The sequence below is a fragment of the Flavobacterium sasangense DSM 21067 genome (assembly GCF_000686885.1).
Taxonomy (GTDB): domain Bacteria; phylum Bacteroidota; class Bacteroidia; order Flavobacteriales; family Flavobacteriaceae; genus Flavobacterium; species Flavobacterium sasangense.
The window spans coordinates 35,774-57,862 of record NZ_JMLU01000004.1; the positions used below are offsets into that span (position 1 = coordinate 35,774).

The 22,089-nt window shown below is 32.1% G+C and carries 24 protein-coding genes; 15 read left to right on the forward strand and 9 right to left on the reverse strand.

The features are described from left to right. The first annotated feature begins 39 nt into the window (after positions 1-39). The 4 genes from BP92_RS0104505 (at position 40) to BP92_RS0104525 (ending at position 3,566) form a co-directional block, all read left to right on the forward strand. Positions 40-735 (forward strand): SH3 domain-containing protein, encoded by a 696-nt coding sequence (locus tag BP92_RS0104505; protein ID WP_026724951.1) that lies wholly within the window; start codon positions 40-42, stop codon positions 733-735. Positions 736-897: 162 nt separating this feature from the next. Beyond that, positions 898-1,656, forward strand: a complete 759-nt coding sequence (locus BP92_RS0104510; RefSeq protein ID WP_026724952.1) for a hypothetical protein — start codon at positions 898-900, stop codon at positions 1,654-1,656. Between the two features lie 164 nt (positions 1,657-1,820). Beyond that, positions 1,821-2,906, forward strand: a complete 1,086-nt coding sequence (locus BP92_RS0104515) for a hypothetical protein (protein WP_026724953.1) — start codon at positions 1,821-1,823, stop codon at positions 2,904-2,906. Positions 2,907-3,065: 159 nt separating this feature from the next. Next, positions 3,066-3,566 (forward strand): TPM domain-containing protein, encoded by a 501-nt coding sequence (locus tag BP92_RS0104525; RefSeq protein ID WP_026724954.1) that lies wholly within the window; start codon positions 3,066-3,068, stop codon positions 3,564-3,566. 241 nt (positions 3,567-3,807) lie between these two features. Here BP92_RS0104525 and BP92_RS0104530 read toward each other — a convergent pair whose 3' ends face one another. Both BP92_RS0104530 and BP92_RS0104535 read right to left on the reverse strand, forming a co-directional pair. Beyond that, complete coding sequence (locus BP92_RS0104530; protein ID WP_026724955.1) at positions 3,808-4,500, reverse strand: SIMPL domain-containing protein; 693 nt, start codon at positions 4,498-4,500, stop codon at positions 3,808-3,810. 57 nt (positions 4,501-4,557) lie between these two features. Next, entirely contained in the window at positions 4,558-5,184 is a 627-nt protein-coding gene (locus BP92_RS0104535; protein ID WP_026724956.1) for a rhomboid family intramembrane serine protease, read from the reverse strand. An 81-nt stretch (positions 5,185-5,265) separates the two neighbouring features. On the opposite strand from BP92_RS0104535, the gene BP92_RS0104540 reads away from it, so the two are divergent. Next, complete coding sequence (locus BP92_RS0104540; RefSeq protein WP_026724957.1) at positions 5,266-6,147, forward strand: lysophospholipid acyltransferase family protein; 882 nt, start codon at positions 5,266-5,268, stop codon at positions 6,145-6,147. Between the two features lie 16 nt (positions 6,148-6,163). Here BP92_RS0104540 and BP92_RS0104545 read toward each other — a convergent pair whose 3' ends face one another. From BP92_RS0104545 to BP92_RS0104555, 3 genes are read right to left on the reverse strand one after another with little or no spacing between them, the layout of a single operon-like run. After that, a complete protein-coding gene (locus BP92_RS0104545) occupies positions 6,164-7,651 on the reverse strand; it encodes an aminotransferase class V-fold PLP-dependent enzyme (RefSeq protein ID WP_026724958.1) in 1,488 nt (495 codons plus the stop codon). 14 nt (positions 7,652-7,665) lie between these two features. Next, a complete protein-coding gene (locus BP92_RS0104550; protein ID WP_026724959.1) occupies positions 7,666-8,160 on the reverse strand; it encodes a hypothetical protein in 495 nt (164 codons plus the stop codon). 5 nt (positions 8,161-8,165) lie between these two features. Beyond that, positions 8,166-8,930 carry an MBL fold metallo-hydrolase gene (locus BP92_RS0104555; protein WP_026724960.1) on the reverse strand — a complete coding sequence of 255 codons (765 nt, stop codon included), beginning with the start codon at positions 8,928-8,930 and terminating at the stop codon, positions 8,166-8,168. Between the two features lie 115 nt (positions 8,931-9,045). Here BP92_RS0104555 and BP92_RS0104560 point away from each other — a divergent pair, with 115 nt between their 5' ends. After that, positions 9,046-10,521: a hypothetical protein gene (locus BP92_RS0104560; RefSeq protein ID WP_026724961.1), complete on the forward strand. Its 1,476-nt coding sequence runs from the start codon at positions 9,046-9,048 to the stop codon at positions 10,519-10,521. A 53-nt stretch (positions 10,522-10,574) separates the two neighbouring features. Beyond that, on the forward strand, positions 10,575-11,048 hold the full coding sequence (gene rlmH, locus BP92_RS0104565; protein WP_026724962.1) for a 23S rRNA (pseudouridine(1915)-N(3))-methyltransferase RlmH: 474 nt from the start codon (positions 10,575-10,577) through the stop codon (positions 11,046-11,048). 51 nt (positions 11,049-11,099) lie between these two features. Here rlmH and BP92_RS15795 read toward each other — a convergent pair whose 3' ends face one another. Both BP92_RS15795 and folP read right to left on the reverse strand, forming a co-directional pair. After that, complete coding sequence (locus BP92_RS15795; RefSeq protein ID WP_051604393.1) at positions 11,100-11,837, reverse strand: hypothetical protein; 738 nt, start codon at positions 11,835-11,837, stop codon at positions 11,100-11,102. A gap of 3 nt (positions 11,838-11,840) precedes the next feature. Beyond that, positions 11,841-12,662, reverse strand: coding sequence for a dihydropteroate synthase (gene folP / locus BP92_RS0104575; RefSeq protein WP_026724963.1), 822 nt, complete (start codon positions 12,660-12,662; stop codon positions 11,841-11,843). 69 nt (positions 12,663-12,731) lie between these two features. Here folP and BP92_RS0104580 point away from each other — a divergent pair, with 69 nt between their 5' ends. The 5 genes from BP92_RS0104580 to BP92_RS0104600 all read left to right on the forward strand — a co-directional run bounded on the left by BP92_RS0104580 (position 12,732) and on the right by BP92_RS0104600 (position 16,327). Next, entirely contained in the window at positions 12,732-13,271 is a 540-nt protein-coding gene (locus BP92_RS0104580) for a DUF1599 domain-containing protein (protein ID WP_026724964.1), read from the forward strand. 60 nt (positions 13,272-13,331) lie between these two features. Continuing rightward, entirely contained in the window at positions 13,332-14,405 is a 1,074-nt protein-coding gene (locus BP92_RS0104585) for a DoxX family protein (RefSeq protein WP_026724965.1), read from the forward strand. 3 nt (positions 14,406-14,408) lie between these two features. Beyond that, entirely contained in the window at positions 14,409-14,909 is a 501-nt protein-coding gene (locus BP92_RS0104590) for a TlpA family protein disulfide reductase (protein WP_026724966.1), read from the forward strand. A 111-nt stretch (positions 14,910-15,020) separates the two neighbouring features. Further along, positions 15,021-15,770 (forward strand): triose-phosphate isomerase, encoded by a 750-nt coding sequence (tpiA, locus tag BP92_RS0104595; protein ID WP_026724967.1) that lies wholly within the window; start codon positions 15,021-15,023, stop codon positions 15,768-15,770. 164 nt (positions 15,771-15,934) lie between these two features. Next, complete coding sequence (locus BP92_RS0104600) at positions 15,935-16,327, forward strand: DUF1801 domain-containing protein (RefSeq protein WP_026724968.1); 393 nt, start codon at positions 15,935-15,937, stop codon at positions 16,325-16,327. Between the two features lie 33 nt (positions 16,328-16,360). Here the strand turns inward: BP92_RS0104600 and rho are convergent, their stop codons facing one another. Continuing rightward, positions 16,361-18,136, reverse strand: coding sequence for a transcription termination factor Rho (gene rho / locus BP92_RS0104605; protein WP_026724969.1), 1,776 nt, complete (start codon positions 18,134-18,136; stop codon positions 16,361-16,363). Positions 18,137-18,322: 186 nt separating this feature from the next. On the opposite strand from rho, the gene BP92_RS0104610 reads away from it, so the two are divergent. Next, complete coding sequence (locus tag BP92_RS0104610; protein WP_026724970.1) at positions 18,323-18,733, forward strand: DUF4293 domain-containing protein; 411 nt, start codon at positions 18,323-18,325, stop codon at positions 18,731-18,733. Positions 18,734-18,847: 114 nt separating this feature from the next. Here BP92_RS0104610 and BP92_RS0104615 read toward each other — a convergent pair whose 3' ends face one another. Next, positions 18,848-19,342: a metallophosphoesterase family protein gene (locus tag BP92_RS0104615; protein ID WP_026724971.1), complete on the reverse strand. Its 495-nt coding sequence runs from the start codon at positions 19,340-19,342 to the stop codon at positions 18,848-18,850. Positions 19,343-19,439: 97 nt separating this feature from the next. Here BP92_RS0104615 and truA point away from each other — a divergent pair, with 97 nt between their 5' ends. Together truA and BP92_RS0104625 are read left to right on the forward strand one after the other, a co-directional pair. Further along, entirely contained in the window at positions 19,440-20,198 is a 759-nt protein-coding gene (gene truA / locus BP92_RS0104620; protein ID WP_026724972.1) for a tRNA pseudouridine(38-40) synthase TruA, read from the forward strand. After that, entirely contained in the window at positions 20,191-22,011 is a 1,821-nt protein-coding gene (locus BP92_RS0104625; RefSeq protein ID WP_026724973.1) for an ABC transporter ATP-binding protein, read from the forward strand. The genes truA and BP92_RS0104625 overlap by 8 nt, the downstream gene beginning before the upstream one ends. Positions 22,012-22,089 lie beyond the last annotated feature (78 nt).

Consider the following 22,089-nt stretch of genomic DNA (forward strand, 5'->3'; position numbering starts at 1 on the left):
CAGTTTGGCTGAGCAATACGAAAATGAAAACCGTAAATTATGACTAAATGGATTTACTTACTATTTTTTTTAAATTTTTCCTTTTGTTTTGGACAACAATTTGAATTTGGAGTAATAAATGACAACGATGGTTTTGTAAATGTTAGAAGTTCTAAAGAAATAAAAAATAATATAACCGATAAATTAGATAACGGATTTATCGTTTCATATTTTGGAGCAGAAGGAAATTGGATACTTATAGAATATAAAAAAAATGGAAAAGAATTAAATGGTTACGTTTATAAAGATAGAATAAAAGGATTGACTGAATTTACAAAAATACCTAGAATAAAAACTTTAGAGAACCACACCGTATTCGTAAACCAAAAAGTGAAAGTCGATATAGTTGAACAGAAATTTGAAAAAACTAAACATACTTATAAATACTACAAAGAAAATCCAAATCAGCTTTATAAAATTGATGGAAAAGACATTTTTGGAACTGATGGACGTATCCCAAATAAAGAATACAATTCTATTAAAATTGAAATAGATACACTAAAATTATCAATTCCCAAAAAAGCTATCGAAAACTTATACGAGCCAAATTCAGAATATACATTAATCAATTATGATGAAAAATTAGAGACTTTATATATTCAATCATTAAATGGTGACAGCGCAGGTGGATATGCATTGTTGTGGGTTATTGAAAAAGGAAAATATAAAATGCGGATAGAAACAACACCATTTTAATAAAAACGAACAGCTACAAATATTGGTTTTAAGCTTAATTTAAAGTTAGTTTTGCATTTGTAACCTATATCCTTAATTTATTAGTTTTGAGAAAACTTATCCTAACCTACTTAAAGCCTGCGAGACATTATGTGACTCCTTTTGACAAATCAAACTTACAGAATGAAACAACTTCTAATTATATTGTTTACATTAACAATTGTATCTTGTAAAAATAAAACGCTAAATGCAGTTTCAACGACTTCAAACTCTAAAGACACTCTTAAAACTGAGCTTTTAAAAAAAAATGAAAAATCAAATTCAATAAATAAAATCGATGTTGATTTTAAAAAAAACAAAGATTTACTTGACATAATTTTACTTTTACCTGATAGTGCTTTTTCAAGTTGGGAATGGAAATTAGAAGACCGAATTAAGTGGTATAATGAAATAAAAGAAAACGGTTATTACACCGATAATAATCCTGATTATTTTAATCAAAAATATTTTGAACCAAATAAAGCAGGATTTTCAATTGTTGATGGTTTTTGGTCAATAAACATTTATAGAACTTCAGAAAGTTCCTATATTGTTATCACTGACGATATTGTTGGAGACGGAAACACTTTAAATATTTATGAAGTAAAATCTAATGAATTGAGAAACTATTCAGATGAAGAAGAATTATTTTCCAACTTCAAAGAACTACTAAAGAAAAAAGAACATACTGAAAACTGTGCAGAAAAATTTGAAGAAATGAATGATCCAATTTTTGAGTTTGACTTTACAAAGAAGAATACCATTGAAATTGAAAGTTCTTGGTATTTAACAAAAGAAGATTATGAAAACTGTTTAATTGGAAACGCAATACTTTACAACTTTAATCCAAAAACAAAGAAATTTGAAATAGAAAAAATATACTGGAAAGCAAAGAAAAAGTGATAAATATGTTACATAACAGTTGTTATTCATCTCAGGTAGTTTTTCTTGGCTTCTACCCTATTTTTACAAAAAAACATATTACCTTACCGTACGCAATTCGCTGGATTCTCAAAAGCTAATAGCCAAGAAAAGTTTGCAATAATAAAAACTCAAAATCAAGAATTATGACCAAAACAAGAATCATCTTATTAGTAATTTTTATATTTTTTTCACTTCATATTACTGCACAAGAATTGAGCTGTGATGAGAAAATTACAACCCAATTTATAAATAAAATAAAACCATTTAACTCTAAAGATTTGATTCCATATTATTCTGAAAAAGAAAATAAATGGGGATATATTCATAGAATTACCAAAAAGATAATCACAAAACCAATTATGCGAGAGGCTTATTTTTTTAAACCTTTTGTTCAATTCTATTATAGCTTTGAAACCAATGGTTTACAAAATGGATGCTCTGGTAAAATTTTAGGAAGCAAAGATAATTACAAAATAGAATCTTTAGAAAAGTCTGAATATCAAGAATTTGACATCTATGAAGAAGGAGGTCCAGAAGTAAAAAAAACTTATAAAAACATGGTAAAAGAGGACGTAAATGGGTTTGTAGTTGATGAAAATGGAAAACTAAAACATTTTAATCCTAAATTTTATAATGAAAAAGACGATGAACCTTTAATTCAAAATATTATTTTTTTTAAAAATAATTATTATGCAATTATTAAAATATTAGAAAACAATAAAAAATATTACAGCATAATTAATCAAGAAGGGCAAGAGTTCTTAAACTTTAAAAAGACAGAATATTATCCAATGCTAAAACAAATTTATTCTGATGATACTGATATTTGGTTTTTAACTATTAGAAATGATAAAAAATATGTTTATAAATCATTGTTAAACAATATACAACTTGAAGAAGCTTTTGATGACAATACTATTTATGGTGAAGTACAAGACCAAAGCTTTGGTTATGTCATCTATTCCGTAGACAAAAAAAAGGGAGTTTTTGATTTGACTACAATGAAATGGAAAATAAAACCTTCTGATAAAAATGATTTTATCTATTTGTTTTATGCATCATCAGAGCCGCTTTTGTACAGTTATCAAAAAGGTGAATGGACATATAGAAATGATGTTATTATTTCGAACAAAGACATTGAAGAAAACAGAAAAAAAAGTTATATCTACATTCAATCTTCTAAAAATATTTTTTACGATTTGGAATTAAAAAGCTATGAGCCAAAATAATAGAATTTATAACTAACAAGGTTTTTGCAAGATTGCGAATTTTGTGGTTAATTCACGTTTACATTTCGCAAAAAATTTTATCTTTAACAGAAACAAACCGTTCCGAAGCTCGCAACTTACGTCAAGCGCTGGAACGTTATTTCCAATTTAAATCAAATCATGAATAAATCATTCTTTATAATTCTTCTTTCTCTTTTATTTTCAAACTCTAATTTTGCGCAAACAAACCCACAATTAGAAAAAAAAAGTAATGTTTTTCCAGAAACACCTTTCTTCGTAAATGACTTTGAAAATATTTTTGCATGGGACGAAGTACCAATAATTGATGAAAAATTAGAAACTTATTTCAATCAATCGCATCATAAAATTATTTTAGTTACTGTTTCTTCTATAGAACCTTATAAAGATATTTTTAATTACTCATTAGACTTAGCAAAAAACATTAATGTTAAGCAAAATAAAAATGCAGAGATTGTAATTGTCATCAGTAAAAACCTTAGACAAATTCAAATACAAAATGTAGACCAAATTAGGGAAAAACTTACGGATGAAGAAACAAAAAACATTATAGAAAATTATATTATTCCAGAATTTAAAAATGATAAATATCTTACTGGAATTATGAATGGAATAGAGCAAATAAAAAATGAGCTTAAATAAATCCATTTTAAGAAACAGCCTAAATTAAGTGTTTATTTGAGGTGTCAATATTTGTATTTCTTATTCGAAGTAAGATTTTCTTTTCTTCGTTCTAAGCCTATTTATAACAATAATAATAAGTTCCGCCACTTCAAAAAGCCCCAAGTACGTTAGAAAGTTATTTATGACGACTGCTAAATATTAGAACATAAAAAAAGCCAGAACTTACATTCTGGCTTTTCAATTTTTTTAGCTTATTTTCTTATTCTAAGACAAAAGAAACGGATACGTTTGAAATAATCTCAATTTCTCCAATGGCTAATGTTTCTTTTTCAGGCATTTGTTCGTATGCAACATCAACTGATTTCATAGAAGCATAAACTGGTCGTGGATAATTGGTATAAGAATTATCAGAAATCACTAACGCCTTCCCTACTTTTTGTCCCGCTAAAACAGAAACGTAATCTTCTGCTTTTTGTTTAGCATCTACCATTGCTCTCTTACGCGCTTGACTTTCGTATTCTTTAATTTTAGATGATTTGAATTCTACTCCTTGAATTGAGTTGATACCGCTATCTACCAAATCCATCATTAACTTATCGTATTTGGTTAAGTCTTTCAAATGAATAGAAATCGTTTGATTGGCTACATAATTGTATTTTTTAGTATTATAATCGTAGTTTTTATACAAGTTTACACGTTGTGTTTGATAATCGGCTGTTGGAATTCCGCGTTGCTTGATTAATTTCAAGACTTTATCTACGATTTCATCGTTTTTCTTTTTTACTTCGGCTGCTTCTTTTCCTGTGTTTTCCACAGCAACCGTAATTATAGCTTCGTCTGGAGTTACTTTGATTTTACCTTCGCCAGAAACACTAATTTGTGGAACTGTTTTTACTTCTTGTGCTTGTACCATACCTACTGAGAATAATAGTATCATTACTAGTTTTTTCATAATCTTAATATTTTAATAATTTATAGTTTTCAAGTATTGTGCCAAAAATGAATCTCCTTATATTTTTTTCATTTTAGCCATGATAAATAAAATTACAATAGGAACCAATAAAGCCATAACTGTTTTTGGTTCTTCTGTAATTAAAAAAGGAAATTTTACTAAAGTAATTACAAATCCGCCAATAGCGCCACCAAAATGCGCTACATGGCCAATATTATCATTCTTTGCTTTCATACCATAAATTGAAAATAATAAATAGGCAAATCCGAAGATGTAACCTGGAATAAATCCGTACATGTACAAATTAGGTTCTAACAAAATAGCGCTGTAAATAATTCCCATTACCGCACCAGAAGCGCCAACCGCACGGTAGTAATATTCATCTTTATGAAAATACAAAGTGAGTAAATTTCCCGCAATTAAACTTCCAAAATACAGATAAGCAAAATACATAGCACCTACACTATTAATTACAAAAGGAGCAAACATATAAAGCGTAAACATATTGAAAAGCAAATGCATCAAATCTACATGTAAAAATCCAGAAGAAAACATTCTAAACTGTTCACCAGAGCGAATGCTTCCAATATGAAATTCGTATTTTCTAAAGAAATGTGTATCGTTAAAACCTTTATAACTAATTAAACCATTAGCCGCAAGAATAACTAATAAAACAATGTTCATAAAGTTTTTTTTTGTAAATTTAGGAATACTTTGGCAAATTTACTTGCAAGTAAAAAAGTATATTTGTAAAAATTTAAACGAATGCAATTATTAGTTTACATACTTATCTATCCGATACTGTGGATAATATCTATTCTACCATTCCCTATTTTTTATTTGTTTTCCGATTTTATATGTTTTTTAACCTATAACATTATTGGTTACAGAAAAAAAGTAGTGCGTGCTAACATTAAATTAGCTTTACCCCATTTATCTGATAAAGAAAGACTTGCCATTGAAAAGAAATTTTACAGCCACATGTGTGATATGTTCTTAGAAATGATAAAAACCATTACCATCTCGCAAAAAGAAATTGAAAAACGATTTACTTTTAGCAACATGGAGGTATATTATGAATTGGAAAAAAAGAACAAAAGTATTGCCTTAATGTGTGCGCATTATGCTAGTTATGAATGGGTAGTATCAATGAATTATTACATTCATTGCAAAGGATTTGGAATTTATAAAAAATTATCCAATCCGTATTTTGACAAATTAGTAAAAAGAATTCGCTCTAAATTTAAAGCCGAATTAATTACTACAAAGCAAACTATTCCAACAATTGCAGAAAATCATAAAAATCATGTTTTAGGTATATATGGCTTTGCTAGTGATCAATCGCCAAAGGCAAATGCTGCTTATCATTGGGCACCTTTTATGGGACATATTGTTCCCGTTCACACAGGGGCAGAAATGCTTGCTAAACGTTTTGATATGAATGTGATTTTCTTAAAAGTTAAGAAAGTAAAAAGAGGCTATTACGAAGCAAATTTTGAAATTCTTTCTGAAGATGTAAAATCGGTTCCTAATTACGAGATTACTGATAAATTCTTGAAATTAGTAGAAGAACAAATCTATGAAGCTCCCGAATTTTACTTGTGGACGCATAAAAGATGGAAACATACAAAAGAAAAAGCTCAGTAATCACTGAGCTTTCTTTTTATAAATTAAACCAATTGTGAACCATTTCCTTGATTTCACCTTTGGCACTTTTATGAACAAATTCATTGGTTTTAGGATTGTACTCGTAATCCGTTCCCCATTCTTTATGATTAGCTGCTAAAGCTTTGATGTTTTCGCAAACGAATTCAATTTCTTCTGTTGTAGTCGTTGGGTGAATCGACATACGAATCCATCCCGGTTTTTGAATTAAATCTCCTGAAGAAATTTTACAAACCAAATCATGCGAAGTTTCTTGGTCTACGTGTAACAAATAATGTCCGTAAGTTCCAGCGCAACTGCAGCCACCACGTGTTTGAATTCCGAATTTATCATTTAGTAATTTTACTCCTAAATTGTAATGTAAATCATCAATGTAAAACGAAATGACTCCTAACCTATCTTGGTGTTGGTTTGCCAGAATATGTAAGTTATCGATATTTCCAAGAGCATCAAAAATGTAGTCAACAATTTCGTGTTCTCTATCTAAAATATTTTGAACACCCATTTTTTCTTTCAACTGAATTGCCAAAGCCGTTTTCATTACTTGTAAGAAACCTGGAGTTCCACCATCTTCTCTATCTTCGATATTGTCGATGTATTTGTGCTCACCCCAAGGGTTTGTCCAACTTACGGTTCCGCCACCGGGACAATCGGGAACGTTATTTTTGTATAAATCTTTGTTGAAAATCAAAACGCCTGAAGTTCCAGGACCACCTAAAAACTTATGAGGTGAAAAGAAAATCGCATCCAAATAACTTTCTGCATCTTCTGGATGCATATTGATATTCACATACGGACCCGAACAAGCGAAATCTACAAAGCAAACACCGTTATTTTGGTGCATTAATTTTGCCACTTCATGATACGGAGTTCTAATTCCGGTAACGTTTGAACATGAGGTAATTGAAGCAATTTTAAAACTTCTGTCTTTGTATTTTTCTAGTAAATTTTTTAATTCATTAATACATAATAATCCGTTTTCATCAGCTGGAATTACCACTACATCAGCAATGGTTTCTAACCAAGACGTTTGATTCGAATGGTGTTCCATGTGCGAAATAAAAACGATTGGTTTCAACTCGTTTGGAATCGCAGTAAACTCTTTTAAATTTTCTGGAATACGAAGTCCTAAAATACGTTGGAATTTGTTTACAACACCCGTCATTCCGGTTCCATCGGTAATTAAAATATCCGAATCCGATGCGTTTACATGATGTTTGATAATGTGACGTGCTTCATGATACGCCATTGTCATAGCGGTTCCTGTAACAGAAGTTTCGGTATGCGTATTGGCAACAAACGGACCAAAATCATTCATTAATTTCTCTTCAATTGGGCGATATAATCTTCCGCTGGCTGTCCAATCGGTATAAATGATTTTCTTTTCCCCAAAAGGCGATTGAAATTTTTGATTGATACCAATTATATCCTTTCTGAACTCCTCAAAGTAACATTCTAATTGGGTTTTAGTTGTTGTAGTTGACATGCGTTGTATTTTATTTATTCTTTCGTTTGTCTTTCGTATAAAACCGTTTCTACTGTTTCAAAATCAGTTGGTTTTCCTTCTGTGACAAAATATTTTATTAAAACTTGACCCCATAAATCGCCACAAGAAAATTCAGCAATTATCCATCTGTGATTCAGAATTTTTGATGTATTAATCAAAAACGGAACACCATCAATTGGTTCATAAGGAACAAGCGGATTTCCTTTTTTATTTTCGTTTAAACTAATCAAATCTTCCTTAACTTTTACAGCAACTTTTTGATAATCTAAATTGTTAGAAAAGAAATATTCTTGCGCATCTTCGTCGCTTTCCAAAGCAAAATAATTAGCATTAGCCAAACTAGCAACAGAATCTCTCGACGTTTTTAAATTCGCTTTTACTTTTAGTACCTCTTTGTCTTTAGCATCTAATATTTTGGTTGAATTCACATATTGAAATACATTAAACAATAATGAGAAAATCAAAGCATACAAAATTACGTTCTTCATAAGTATTAAATATTAATTTCTAAATTATCATAAGCTACAAACACATTTTCTGGCAATTTCTTCTGAATTTCTACATGAAAACCAAACAAATGGCTAATATGTGTTAAATAAGTTGTTTTTGGACGCACCAAAGATATGAAATGTAAAACTTCTTCTAAATTAAAATGTGTTGCATGTGGTTCTTCTCTCAAGCAATTCACTACCAAAAACTTACAATCTTTAATTTTTTCGATTTCAGAAGCTTCCATTGTTTTCACATCTGTCAAATACACAAAATCTTGAATTCGGTATCCAAAAACTTGTAAGGAACCATGATAAGCATTTACAGGAATAACAACTTCATCATTAACCAAAAACGATTGGTTATTAATTACTTCATTTTCAGAAACTGAAGGTGCGCCTGGATATTTATTCTCGGTTTCAAAGATGTAATCGAATCTTCGTTCTAAATTCTTCAATACGCGTTGATGAGCATAAATGGCAATAGCTCCTTGTTTAAAAAAGAACGGACGAATATCATCTAAACCCGCAGTATGATCCGCATGTTCGTGCGTAAATAATAATCCGTCAATTTTAGGACATTTGGAATTTAGCATTTGTTGTCTAAAATCGGGGCCACAATCGATAACAATAGAAGTATCTTCGGTTTCAATCCAAACCGAGACACGTAATCGCTTGTCTTTCTCATCTGAACTCAAGCACACCGAGTGATGACTTCCTATTACTGGAATTCCTTGAGACGTACCTGTTCCTAAAAAGTAAATTTTCACAACCTTATCTTTTGCACAAAAATAACAATAATTATGGTAGTTTTTATAAAATGATTAACTTTGCAATTAGAGATTATTATTCTCGTGTACCCCAAAATATATTTTAATGAAAAGCATGGTTACAGATATTAAAGTTCGTGGAGATAAAGAGATAGAGCAAATCCCTTCCATTAAAGATAAAGCATTAAGAATCAATCTTAATGAAAACATCTATGGAACGTTTGCAGAGATTGGTGCAGGACAAGAAACAGTACGTAACTTTTTTAGAGCAGGAGCCTCTTCTGGAACTATTGCAAAGGCCATGTCGGCATACGATAAAGACTTTAGTGACGCTATTTATGGTGAAGAAGCTGATGGTCGTTATGTTACAGAAAGTCGTCTTCGCAAAATGCTAACTCACGAAATTAATCTTGTTGAACAACGTTTAAGTAGAGACAAACATCCAAATAAATTGTTTTTTAGTTATGCTAATACGGTTGCTACAATCGACTTTGCAAAGCAATTTAAAGGTCATGGATGGGTTGGAATTGTGTATCAAGTAGAGCCAGACGAAGATTATAACGAAATTATTCTTCACATTCGTTTCAAAGAAAATGATGCCAAATTACAACAAGAAACTCTTGGAATTTTAGGGGTAAATTTAATTTATGGTGCTTTCTATAAATATAATGACCCGAAAAAATTACTTCGTTATTTATACGACCATTTAGATAAAGACCAATTAGAAATTGATACGGTAAACTTTTCAGGTCCTCGTTTTGCTAATGTTGACAATCGTTTGATGAGTTTACAATTGGTTAAAAACGGAATGACCGATGCCGTAATGTTTGGTCCTGATGGAAAAAATATCTTACCTGCTGCTGTTTTATACAAGAAGAATATCTTAGCATTAAGAGGAAGTTTTAGACCTGTTACTAAAGTAAATATGGACATGTATGAGGAATCATACAACATGTTTATCAAAGAAAATAAAGTTGCCGAAGACAACACGTTTGTTGTTTTTGAAATTACGCTTTCCAACTTAAAAGCCGAAGGTGAAATTGACGAACGCGATTTCCTTGACCGTGCAGAGTTACTTTGTAAACTTGGGAAAAACGTAATGATTTCGAACTTCCAAGAATATTTCAAAGTTGTGGAATACTTCTCTAACTATTCAAAAGCAAGAATGGGATTAGCTATGGGAGTAAATAACTTAGTTGAAATTTTCGACGAGAAATACTACCGCCATTTATCAGGAGGAATATTGGAAGCTTTTGGAAAATTATTCTATCGCGATTTAAAAGTGTACTTATATCCAATGAAAGATGATAATGGAAACGTTATCACTTCAGAAAACTTAAAAGTACATCCTAGAATGAAAGAATTGTACAAATTCTTCAAATTCAACGGAAAAGTAATCGATATCAAAGATTATGACGAAAAGAACTTAGATATTTTCTCTAGAAAAATTTTAAAAATGATTTGTAGAGGCGAATCAGGTTGGGAAGATATGCTTCCTGAAGGAACTGCGGATATCATTAAAAAAGAAAAACTATTTTCTTACGCTTGCGAAATCGACTTCAAAGAGAAGCAAACAGAAGAAATTAACTAATATCGAAAATCACTCCCAAAAAGAGTGATTTTTCATTTCACAAAACCAACCACATGAACATTCGTCTTTTAGCTATCGGAAAAACAGATAACAAAGCCTTACAAACCTTGATTGATGATTACACCAAACGTTTGTCGTTTTACGTGAAATTTGATTTGGAAATTATTCCCGATATCAAAAACGTTAAGAATTTATCCGAAGCCCAACAAAAAGAAAAAGAAGGCGAATTGATTTTATCCAAAATCACACCAACCGACCATTTAATTCTACTCGACGAAAACGGAAAAACGTTCAGCAGCGTAGGATTCTCCGACTTTTTACAAAAGAAAATGAATGCTGGAATCAAAACCTTAGTATTCGTAATTGGTGGTCCATACGGGTTTAGTGAAACGGTATACCAAAAAGCACAAGGTAAAGTTTCGTTATCCGAAATGACGTTTTCGCATCAAATGGTGCGACTTTTTGTAATTGAACAAATTTATAGAGGGTTCACAATTTTGAGAAATGAACCGTATCATCATCAATGATAAGGTAAAAGGATAAAAGGAAGTTACTTCATCCTATTCTTAACTTATTACTTATAACTTACACCCACATTCAGGCAATTTTTTCTCATCGTACACAAATTCAAAAGAAGACAATTGAATTTCATTATTTGTTGCTTTCCAAGCCAAAATTTTGTTTTGAATGTATTGGTCGTACGTTAATCGATTATCAAAATTCAAATGTAACATGGTGATTTTTCCATCGCTTGTAAAGTCAGCAAATTCTCTGATAAAATCGATAAATTCTTCTCTTGAAACATCGTTTCCATCAACGGTAATTTTATTGTCTTTATTGAAATTCACAGTGAAATTGTGGAAGTTTCTATAATGTTCGGCGTGTTTTTTAATAAAAAACTTAGAAAAATGTTTGCGGTATTTAAACTCGACATCCGTAAAAGGGAAAAAAGCCAAATTCTTAGCCACACTATCTGAATACGTAAAAACATTCATGGTTCCTTCTTTTGAGTGTGAACTGCGTTTCTTTTTGTCTTGTAAATTCATCACTTCTGGAATGACTAATTTCAAAGGCAAACGCTTGTCGATATTAAACACCCAATTGGTCGAAGCAATAGCATTTTTGCGATTCACTTCTACAATCGTATCTAATTTTTCTTTGTCATCTGGATTTTCTTCGGTTTTAAAGAACATATAAACAGGAGAATGGTCGGTCATTTCTTTCATAACCGAAACACTTTCTTGGGGTAATAATACTTCTTCGTTATTACAAGAAAACAAGCCAATCAAGGCAACAATAGCAACTAATTTTTTCATTCTTTATTTTAATTTACTGACTAATTTTATACATTCCACCGCTTCTTTTACATCGTGAACTCGAAGAATTTTAGCTCCTTTTTGCAACGCAATTGTATTCAACACAGAAGTGCCGTTCAAAGCTTCTTGTGGCGAACTTTCTAATACTTTATAAATCATCGATTTTCTGGAAACTCCGACTAATACTGGCAATTCTAGCATTTCGAACAACTCCATTTTATGTAATACTTCGTAATTCTGTTCTACTGTTTTGGCAAAACCAAATCCAGGATCAATCACAATATCCGAAATTCCAAAGCTTCTCGCCTTTTGAATTCGCTCCGAAAAATAGAAAATCATTTCTTTTACAATGTCGTTGTAATCAGTTAGACTTTGCATCGTTTGCGGATTGCCTCGCATGTGCATCATGATGTATGGCACTTTCAATTCGGCAACGGTTTCCAACATTTTATCATCTAATAAACCTGCTGCAATGTCATTTACCATCGCAACTCCATTTTCTACTGAAGCTTTCGCAACTTGAGCTCGAAACGTATCAACCGATAAAACAATATTAGGAAACGTTTCAACCAATGATTTCACAATCGGAACCAAACGTTTGATTTCTTCTTCTTCCGAGACAAATTCGGCACTTGGCTTACTCGAATAGGCTCCGATATCAATAAAATCAGCTCCTTCCGAAAGCATTTTATCAACCTGATGAATAATCGAATTGATTTCTTTATGCTTGCCACCATCGTAAAACGAATTGGGTGTCACATTCAAAATCCCCATCACTTTTGGAGTTGATAAATCGATTAAATTTCCGTTGCAATTGATATTCATCTTTATTTCTTTTCAATTTTGAGTTAATTCCTTACTTTTGAAAATTCTCACACAAATATAAAGCAAATAATGTCGAATACTTCTCAACAATATGATAAAGTTATAGCGGTTTGTCGCGATTTATTTTCAAAAAAAGCACATGATTACGGAACGGCATGGCGTGTTTTACGTTTGCCTTCTTTAACTGATCAAATTTTCATTAAAGCCCAAAGAATTCGCAGCTTACAAGAAAACGAAGTCCGTAAAGTAGATGAAGATGAAACTTCAGAATTCATCGGAATTATCAATTATTGTGCGATGGCTTTGATTCAAATGGAAAAAGGAGTTGCCAATCAACCAGATATGTCAGCTGATGAAGCTGTAAGATTATACGATGAAAAAATCGCGGAAACGAAAGCCTTAATGGAAAACAAAAATCATGATTATGGCGAAGCTTGGCGCGATATGCGAATCAGTTCTTTAACGGATTTAATCATTCAAAAGTTACTTCGTGTGAAACAAATCGAAGACAACAAAGGAAAAACTTTAGTTTCGGAAGGAATTGACGCCAACTACCAAGACATGATTAACTATTCGGTTTTCGCTTTAATATTAATGGAAAATAAATAACAAGTCGTTAACACATTACCTTTTTTGTAAATTGTATTTTTATCAAAAATCAAAAAAAGCATGAAAAAAGAAAACTTAAGTTGGATTTTACGCCTTATTATTTCTGCCTTATTTATTGTTTCGGCTGTAGCCAAATTATATCCATCGCCTTATTTTGCGATTTCCACTTTTGAAGTAAAACAATTGTATCCACTAGGATTTTCAGAAGGTTTTGCACCTTATTTCTCAAGAATTTTAATCGGAATTGAATTTGCTTTAGGAATTGCTATTTTATTAAAAGATTACTTGAAAAAAATCACGATTCCGGCTACCATTTTATTATTAGCTGTTTTCACAATTCACTTAAGCTACACCACTTTCGTAAGCGGAAATGCAGGAAACTGTGGTTGTTTCGGAGAATTAATCCCAATGACACCGGTGGAAGCCATTATCAAAAACATCATTGCGATTTGTTTATTAGTTTGGTTATTCAAAATACTACCCGCTGATGGAAAATCAAATTTTTGGTTGTTGAAATCGGTTGCTTTAGGCTGTATTTTAGGGCTTTTCATGTTGGCTCCTATTCGACCAGTTGAAAAAGTAATGACTGAACCAACTTCTGAAATTCAAGACAATTTAGGAGTTATCGCAGATTCTAGTGCTTTATTAACTGTTGAAGAGCCAAAAGCTGAAATCACTAAAGATACTATTAAAAAAACAGAAGAAAAGAAAACCGAAGATGCTCCTAAAAAAGTAAAATCCAGTTACGAGAAATATTTTCCAGGAATTGATACCGATAAAAAGATTCTGTGCTACTTTGTTCCTGGTTGCGACCATTGTATGGATACCGCAAAAGAATTGAACGAAATGCGTAAAAAAGATAAGAACTTCCCTCCTGTTTATGTGATTTTTATGAATGAAGAGCCAGAGAAAATTCCAACATTTTTTGAATTCGCAGGAACGAAATTCCCATACAAAATGATTGATGTGATTCCGTTTTGGACAGAACTAGGTTCAGGAAGAGATACACCTGGAGTAAAATATTTATGGAATGGTAACGAATTCAAATACTACGACGGCATCAATGAAAATAAATTCAACGGAGCCGAATTCAAGAAATTAATTAAAAAACCGTATTCAGAATTAAAAAAATAAGCTATGAAAAAAATATTCGTTTTAGCAACAATGCTAATCAGCACTTTAGGATGTGCACAAAAAGAAGAAACTACCTTTAAAAATGAAAGTCTTAATTATGTTTTAAAAACAACCGAAGATAAACCAATTACTTTCCATGAAATAGTAAAAAAACACGAAGGAAAGACAATATTCATAGAACTTTGGGCTTCATGGTGTTCGGATTGTATCAAAGCAATGCCAGAAGTAAAAAAATTAAACCAAACTTATGGTAAAGACGTTGTTTTTGTAAACTTATCATTTGACAAAACATCTGAAAAATGGATTCAAGGAATCGAAAAACATGAAGTGGAAGGTGAGAATTATTTCATTGGTGACAACATGAAAGGAACATTTGGGAAATCATTAGATGTAGATTGGATTCCAAGATACTTAATAGTGGACAAAACTGGTAAAATTGTTTTATACAGAGCCATAGAAAAAGATTTTGACAAAATAAAAGAGGTATTAAACAAGGTTAAATAAATAGTAGAATCTTCGCAAACCTTTGCGTAAATTTATTACAAAGAGGTGACCAAAAAACACTAATTAAACAAACAAATTAGTACTTTTGAAATTAATAAAAATGAAATTTCAATGAGAAAAAATATCGTAGCTGGAAACTGGAAAATGCATAAAAACCAACAGGAAACTATTGCATTAATAGAAGAAATTATCGCTAAAAAACCAAATACTTCAACTGAAATTATTGTAGCACCTACATTTGTAAACTTAGCTAAAGCAGTTGAAATTACGAATGGAAAAGGAATTACTGTAACAGCCCAAAACATGCACCAAGCAGAAGGTGGCGCTTTCACTGGCGAAATTGCAGCTGGAATGTTGACTGATATCGGTGTAAACACAGTAATCTTAGGTCACAGCGAAAGACGTGCGTATTTTCATGAAACAGATGCTTTGTTGGCTAGTAAAGTGGATACCGCATTAAAACACGAAATGCGTGTTATTTTCTGCTTTGGTGAAGAATTGAAAGACCGTCAAAACGACAATCATTTTAATGTGGTGGAATACCAATTACGTGATGGATTGTTCCATTTAGAGAAGAAAGATTGGACTAATATTGTATTAGCTTACGAACCGGTTTGGGCAATTGGAACAGGCGAAACCGCTTCTCCTGAACAAGCGCAAGAAATGCACAAATTCATAAGAACTTTAGTTGAAAAAGTATACGGCTTTGACATTGCAGACAACTTAACCATTTTATACGGAGGAAGCGTAAAACCAGATAACGCCAAAGAAATCTTCTCAAAACCTGATGTCGATGGTGGATTAATTGGTGGTGCTGCGTTAAAAGCAGATGACTTTTTAGCTATAGTGAATGGGTTTTAATTTTTGAATTTAAATAAATTCTAAAAGCTGAGTAAAAAGCGTAATTACTGTCATGCTGAACTTGTTTCAGCATCTCTATTTTGAGAATCTGAAACAAGTTCAGATTGACAAAACGTAAATTTTACTCAGCTTTTTTTATTAAATTTGAAGGAAACAATATTGCTATGAATCCAGAAATCTCGGAATACAACAACGCTCAATCAACTGAAGACCAATTAATCTGTAATGTTTTAGCAAAACAAATCGATTTACATTTGACTGAAGCTGAAAATAAAATTTGGCACGCGCATCCGGTTTGGTTTTTAGAGGGAAATCCAATTGTAGGTTATAGTAAACAAAAGAAAGGTATCCGATTGATGTTTTGGAGCGGAAAATCTTTTGATGAAGACAAACTCAATGTTTTAGGAGGTAAATTTCAAGATGCTTCTATTTTTTATAATTCTGTTGATGAAATCGACACAAACGATTTAAAAAATTGGCTTCAAAAAGCAAAAGAAATTCAGTGGGATTATAAGAATATTGTAAAACGAAAAGGGATTTTAGAGAGGCTAAAATAAAAAAAACTCCGATTATCATCGGAGTTTTTATTTTTATTGATTCATCGAAATTAAAAATTCTTCGTTGTTTCTTGTTTTCTTAAATCGGTCATGAATGAAATCCATAGCTTCTACTGGGTTCATATCGGCTAAATATTTACGCATAATCCACATTCTTTGAATGGTATTTTCGTCTAATAACAAATCATCACGACGTGTACTTGAAGAAACCAAGTCGATGGCTGGGAAAATACGTTTGTTGGCAATTCTTCTGTCCAACTGTAATTCCATGTTTCCTGTTCCTTTGAATTCTTCGAAAATAACTTCGTCCATCTTAGAACCAGTCTCTGTTAATGCAGTTGCGATGATACTTAATGAACCACCATTTTCTACATTACGAGCTGCTCCAAAGAAACGTTTTGGTTTTTGTAATGCATTCGCATCAACACCACCACTCAACACTTTTCCTGATGCTGGTTGAACTGTATTGTAAGCTCTTGCTAAACGAGTAATCGAGTCTAATAAAATCACTACATCGTGACCGCACTCTACTAAACGTTTTGCTTTTTCTAATACAATATTAGCAATCTTAACGTGCTCTTGTGGCTCTCTGTCGAAAGTTGAAGCAATTACTTCACCACGAACGCTACGTTGCATATCAGTTACCTCTTCTGGACGTTCATCAATTAATAAAACAATTAGATAAACTTCTGGATGATTAGCCGCAATAGCATTCGCAACATCTTTTAACAACATGGTTTTACCCGTTTTTGGTTGGGCTACAATCATACCACGTTGTCCTTTTCCAATTGGAGAAAACAAATCGATAATACGCGTTGAAACGGTACTACCACGTTCCGCTAAATTGAATTTTTCTGTTGGAAAAACTGGTGTTAAATGTTCGAATGAAATTCTATCACGCACGACTTGTGGATCGTGACCGTTAATTTTTAATACTTTTACTAATGGGAAGTACTTTTCTCCTTCTTTCGGAGGACGCACTACTCCTTTTACGGTATCTCCTGTTTTTAATCCGAACAAACGAATTTGAGACGTTGATAAATAAATATCATCTGGAGACGCTAAATAATTGTAATCTGAAGAACGTAAAAATCCGTAACCATCAGGCATCATTTCTAAAACGCCTTCACTTTCAATAATTCCGTCGAACTCATAATCAGGTTCTCTGAAATTTTGTTTTTTGTTTTGATGTGGATTTTTGTTGGTATTTGGAGTGTTCCCAGTATTTCCTTCAGTAGGATTACTTTTTTTGTAATCAGGATGGTTAGGGTTATTTTGATTTGCCTTGTGATTTGGATTTCTCGGCAAATTTTTATCATTCTGAGAAGTTTCTGTAGTAGTCACTTCTTTAATTGGTTTTTCAGCTTTAGCTACCTCTTCGTTAGTAGCTTCTTTGTTTGGTAAAGGTTTTTTATTTTTAAAATCTTTACGAGGTAGTTTGTCATTTGGTTTAGGTGAAACTACTTTTGACTCACTTACTTTGATTTCTTCATCTTTATCAGTTACTTGAGGAATAATATCTTCTGGTAAATCTTTTAAAGGTTTTGAAAATAAATCTTTTTTTATTTTTGGCGCTTGGCTAACTTCTTTTTTAGGAGCAATTCGCGCTCTTTTTTCTTTAGGTTGGTCTGTGGCTACTTCTTTAGGTAATTCTGATTTAATTACTTCTGGCTTAGCTGCTTGTAAGTCTAAAATTTGGTATACCAAGTCATCTTTTTTAAGAGAACGGTACTTATTAATTTTAGCCACTTTTGCAATCTCTTGCAAATCAGAGAGTTTCATCTCCTTTAATACTTCAATATCAAACATGGATATAAGTTGAATAAAATTGTTTATAGGGTTAAAACAAAAAAATGATAGATTTTTTTTGAGGTGTAAGGTGTCGCAGAATGAAGTACTTACGACTAATACAATGCAATAATACGAATAAATTTGGATATAACAATAGTTTTAATTGAAAAGAAATACTATTTTTGCTCTACAAATCAACTCAAAATGATACAAAGAATTCAAACGGTTTATATGGCTATCAGCGCTATTGCGATGGGCGCTCTGCCATTTGTATTTTCTTTATGGACAACAACCGATAAAAAAGAAGTATTTTTTACTTCTTCTTTATTGTACATCATTTTTTTCGTGGTTTCAGCTTTACTAGCAGTTTTTAGTATTATCAATTTTAAAAAGAGACAACATCAATTTGTATTAAACAGATTGAACATGATATTTAACTTTATTTTACTAGGATTTTTTGTGTATCGCTCGCTAAACTTATCCGGAGAAACCATGGTTTCTGAGAAGGGTATTGGGATGTTTCTTCCTGCAATTTCTATCGTTTTATTAGTCTTGGCCAACAAGGCAATAAAAAAGGACGAAGAGCTCGTAAAATCTGTTGATCGATTACGATAAACCTATCATCTTAGTTTATTAGTGCGAAGAAAAAATCCGAAGCGAAAGTTTCGGATTTTTTTGTTTTAAACAGATGAACAACGAATGTTGAATAACGAATGTTGAAGTTTTAAACTACTTCTTACCAAGCTCAATCACCTCCAAACTCTGGATTTTATCACCATCGATTTCAAAACGCAACATGGTTCGTACTTGATGAAAACCATATTTTCCACAAGCACCTGGATTCATATGTAGCAAATTCAACTTTTTATCGAATTGTACTTTTAATATGTGAGAATGACCACAAATAAATAATTTAGGAGGATTTTTTGTGATTTCAGCTCGTATTGTCTGATTGTACTTATCGGGATAACCGCCAATATGCGTAATCCAAACATCAACACCTTCACAGAAAAATCGATTATTTAAAGGAAATTCCATTCTGGCTTTGTCATCATCGATATTGCCATAAACACCTCGAAGGGGTTTTAGTTTTTTTATGGCATCGGTAACTGCTAAATCGCCAATATCGCCTGCGTGCCAAACTTCATCGGCTTGGTTGACGTATTTCAAAATAGCATCATCAATGTGGCTGTGCGTGTCGGATAACAACAGAATTTTCTTCATAAGACAAAATTAAGTTTTTATTATCACAATTTGAAAGGAACTTTACTTTTGAATTTTGTAAATTTGCAAGCTATTTAAGAAAACCGAACACCCAATTTTGAGATATTTCATAGAATTTGCCTACAACGGAAAAAACTTCCATGGATTTCAGAGTCAGCCTGACGCCGCTTCGGTACAGGAAACTTTGGAAAAGGCGCTTTCTACCCTTTTCAGAGAAACTATCGCAATTGTAGGTGCCGGAAGAACCGATTCGGGCGTACATGCCAAACAAATGTATGCCCATTTTGAAACCGAATTGGAATTGGATTCCGACTATTGGTCACACAAATTGAATTCGTTTTTACCGCCGTCGATTGTAGTTTATCGAATTTTTAAAGTAGCTGATGAGGCTCATGCGCGTTTTGATGCGACTTCGAGAACTTACGAATATTACATGCACACTTTTAAAGATGCGTTTATTACCGATGGAAGTTGGTATCATTCACATCATTTGGATTTGGATAAAATGAATGATGCGTGCAAAATTTTATTCGAATACATTGATTTTGAATGTTTTTCGAAAGTACATACCGATGTGAATACGTTTAATTGTAAAATTTCGGAAGCGCATTGGAAACAATCGGGAAATCAGCTTATCTTTACCATCACCGCCGATCGATTTTTGCGCAATATGGTAAGAGCGATTGTAGGAACTATGGTTAACATTGGTTTAGGCAAAATAGAAGTCGCTGATTTAAGAACGATTATCGAAAGTAAAAACAGAGGAAAAGCCGGATTTTCAGTTCCAGCACATGGATTGTATTTGGTAAATGTTAGGTATCCGTATATAAAAGAAAGAGAAAAAATTAATGAGTAAAAGAAAAAAATCGTCGTTTAATAAATTGCTAGTGTATGCAAAACCGCACAAAGGAAAATTGTACTTTGTGTGCTTTTGGGCTGTATTCTTAGCTATTATTAGTGCTTTTAGACCATTTTTATTAAATTTTACAATTGATAATTATCTAATTGAAGTTAAAAAAGAAACAAACGTAATTCAGCAATATTTTGAAGGTTTGATGCTTTCCATTTTCCCTGGAAACGATAATTTCTCTAATCTTAAAATATTAGTAGTTATAATGTTTTTGGCGCTTTTACTTGAAGCAATTTCACAATTTTACTTCAGTTACATAGCGAACTGGTTAGGACAAGATGTAATTAAAGATTTACGAAACAAACTTTACGACCATATCAATTCATTCAAAATGAAGTATTTTGATAATGAACCGGTTGGGAAATTAGTAACGCGCTCCGTTTCCGATATCGAGTCCATTGCAAGTATCTTCAGTCAAGGATTGTTTATGATTATTAGTGATGTTTTAAAAATGATTATTGTTATCATTTTTATGCTGATTGTAAATTGGAAAATTACAGGAATTGTTTTGGTTATCATGCCTGTCATCCTAATTGCAACGAACATTTTTAATAGAAAAATGAAGGGTGCTTTTAACGAAGTTCGAAACGAAGTAGCTAACTTAAATACCTTTGTTCAAGAGCGATTAACCGGAATGAAAATTGTACAATTGTTCAATAGAGAAGCAATTGAATTAGAAAAATTCAAAGAAATCAACCAAAAACACAATGTAGCATGGTTAAAAAACATTTTGTACAACTCCATCTTCTTCCCTATTGCCGATATTATTTCAAACATTAGTATTGGATTAGTTGTGTATTTTGGTGCTTTGTGGATTATTAACGGAGATGCAGACACTTCAATTGGGCAATTAGTTGCTTTTAATATGTATATTTCAATGCTTTATAACCCTTTACGTCAAATTGCAGATAAATTCAATGTGATGCAAATGGGAATTGTTGCCGCTGATAGAGTTTTTGAAATCTTAGAAAAACATGATGATGTTCAAGACAACGGAACAGTTGAAGCGACACATTTTAAAGGTTTAATTCAGTTGAAAGACGTTCGTTTTAGTTACATCAAAAACGAAGAAGTTTTAAAAGGCATTAATTTAGAAGTCCAACCTGGCGAAACTATTGCTATTGTGGGAAGTACAGGTGCAGGAAAATCGACTATTATCAATTTATTGAATCGTTTTTACGAAATTGATTCGGGTGAAATTGCTATTGATAATCAGAATATTAAAAATTATACTTTAGAAAGTCTTCGCAAGCAAATTGCTATTGTGTTGCAAGATGTTTTCTTGTTTGCTGATACCATTTACAACAATATTACACTTCACAACGAAGCGATTACTCGAGAAGATGTCATTACAGCCGCAAAGAAAATTGGTGTGCACGATTTCATCATGAGTTTACCAGAAGGCTACGACTACAATGTAAAAGAACGTGGTGTGATGCTATCTTCTGGACAACGCCAATTGATTGCCTTTTTAAGAGCGTATGTAAGTAATCCAAGTATTTTAATTTTGGATGAAGCCACCTCATCAATCGACACGCATTCGGAAGAATTGATTCAAAAAGCAACGGAAACTATCACTAAAGACAGAACTTCTATCGTAATCGCCCACCGATTAGCAACCGTTGTTAATGCAAGTAAAATCATCGTGATGGATAAAGGGCAAATCGTAGAATTCGGTAAACATAGCGAACTGGTGAATAAACCTAATGGCTATTACAAGAAATTGTACGATTCGCAGTTTGCAGTAGAGGTTGAGTAGTGTAGTGTTCAGTATTCAGTGATTAGTGTTCAGTTTTAGAACGCGGATAACACAGATTGAACGGATAATCGCTGATTT

Bases quoted from the DNA above. Each gene is read 5' to 3' on its own strand.
- BP92_RS0104505 (WP_026724951.1), top strand. From the start codon at position 40: ATGACTAAATGGATTTACTTACTATTTTTTTTAAATTTTTCCTTTTGT.
- BP92_RS0104510 (WP_026724952.1), top strand. From the start codon at position 898: ATGAAACAACTTCTAATTATATTGTTTACATTAACAATTGTATCTTGT.
- BP92_RS0104515 (WP_026724953.1), top strand. From the start codon at position 1,821: ATGACCAAAACAAGAATCATCTTATTAGTAATTTTTATATTTTTTTCA.
- BP92_RS0104525 (WP_026724954.1), top strand. From the start codon at position 3,066: ATGAATAAATCATTCTTTATAATTCTTCTTTCTCTTTTATTTTCAAAC.
- BP92_RS0104530 (WP_026724955.1), bottom strand. From the start codon at position 4,500: ATGAAAAAACTAGTAATGATACTATTATTCTCAGTAGGTATGGTACAA.
- BP92_RS0104535 (WP_026724956.1), bottom strand. From the start codon at position 5,184: ATGAACATTGTTTTATTAGTTATTCTTGCGGCTAATGGTTTAATTAGT.
- BP92_RS0104540 (WP_026724957.1), top strand. From the start codon at position 5,266: ATGCAATTATTAGTTTACATACTTATCTATCCGATACTGTGGATAATA.
- BP92_RS0104545 (WP_026724958.1), bottom strand. From the start codon at position 7,651: ATGTCAACTACAACAACTAAAACCCAATTAGAATGTTACTTTGAGGAG.
- BP92_RS0104550 (WP_026724959.1), bottom strand. From the start codon at position 8,160: ATGAAGAACGTAATTTTGTATGCTTTGATTTTCTCATTATTGTTTAAT.
- BP92_RS0104560 (WP_026724961.1), top strand. From the start codon at position 9,046: ATGGTTACAGATATTAAAGTTCGTGGAGATAAAGAGATAGAGCAAATC.
- rlmH (WP_026724962.1), top strand. From the start codon at position 10,575: ATGAACATTCGTCTTTTAGCTATCGGAAAAACAGATAACAAAGCCTTA.
- BP92_RS15795 (WP_051604393.1), bottom strand. From the start codon at position 11,837: ATGAAAAAATTAGTTGCTATTGTTGCCTTGATTGGCTTGTTTTCTTGT.
- folP (WP_026724963.1), bottom strand. From the start codon at position 12,662: ATGAATATCAATTGCAACGGAAATTTAATCGATTTATCAACTCCAAAA.
- BP92_RS0104580 (WP_026724964.1), top strand. From the start codon at position 12,732: ATGTCGAATACTTCTCAACAATATGATAAAGTTATAGCGGTTTGTCGC.
- BP92_RS0104585 (WP_026724965.1), top strand. From the start codon at position 13,332: ATGAAAAAAGAAAACTTAAGTTGGATTTTACGCCTTATTATTTCTGCC.
- BP92_RS0104590 (WP_026724966.1), top strand. From the start codon at position 14,409: ATGAAAAAAATATTCGTTTTAGCAACAATGCTAATCAGCACTTTAGGA.
- tpiA (WP_026724967.1), top strand. From the start codon at position 15,021: ATGAGAAAAAATATCGTAGCTGGAAACTGGAAAATGCATAAAAACCAA.
- BP92_RS0104600 (WP_026724968.1), top strand. From the start codon at position 15,935: ATGAATCCAGAAATCTCGGAATACAACAACGCTCAATCAACTGAAGAC.
- rho (WP_026724969.1), bottom strand. From the start codon at position 18,136: ATGTTTGATATTGAAGTATTAAAGGAGATGAAACTCTCTGATTTGCAA.
- BP92_RS0104610 (WP_026724970.1), top strand. From the start codon at position 18,323: ATGATACAAAGAATTCAAACGGTTTATATGGCTATCAGCGCTATTGCG.
- BP92_RS0104615 (WP_026724971.1), bottom strand. From the start codon at position 19,342: ATGAAGAAAATTCTGTTGTTATCCGACACGCACAGCCACATTGATGAT.
- BP92_RS0104625 (WP_026724973.1), top strand. From the start codon at position 20,191: ATGAGTAAAAGAAAAAAATCGTCGTTTAATAAATTGCTAGTGTATGCA.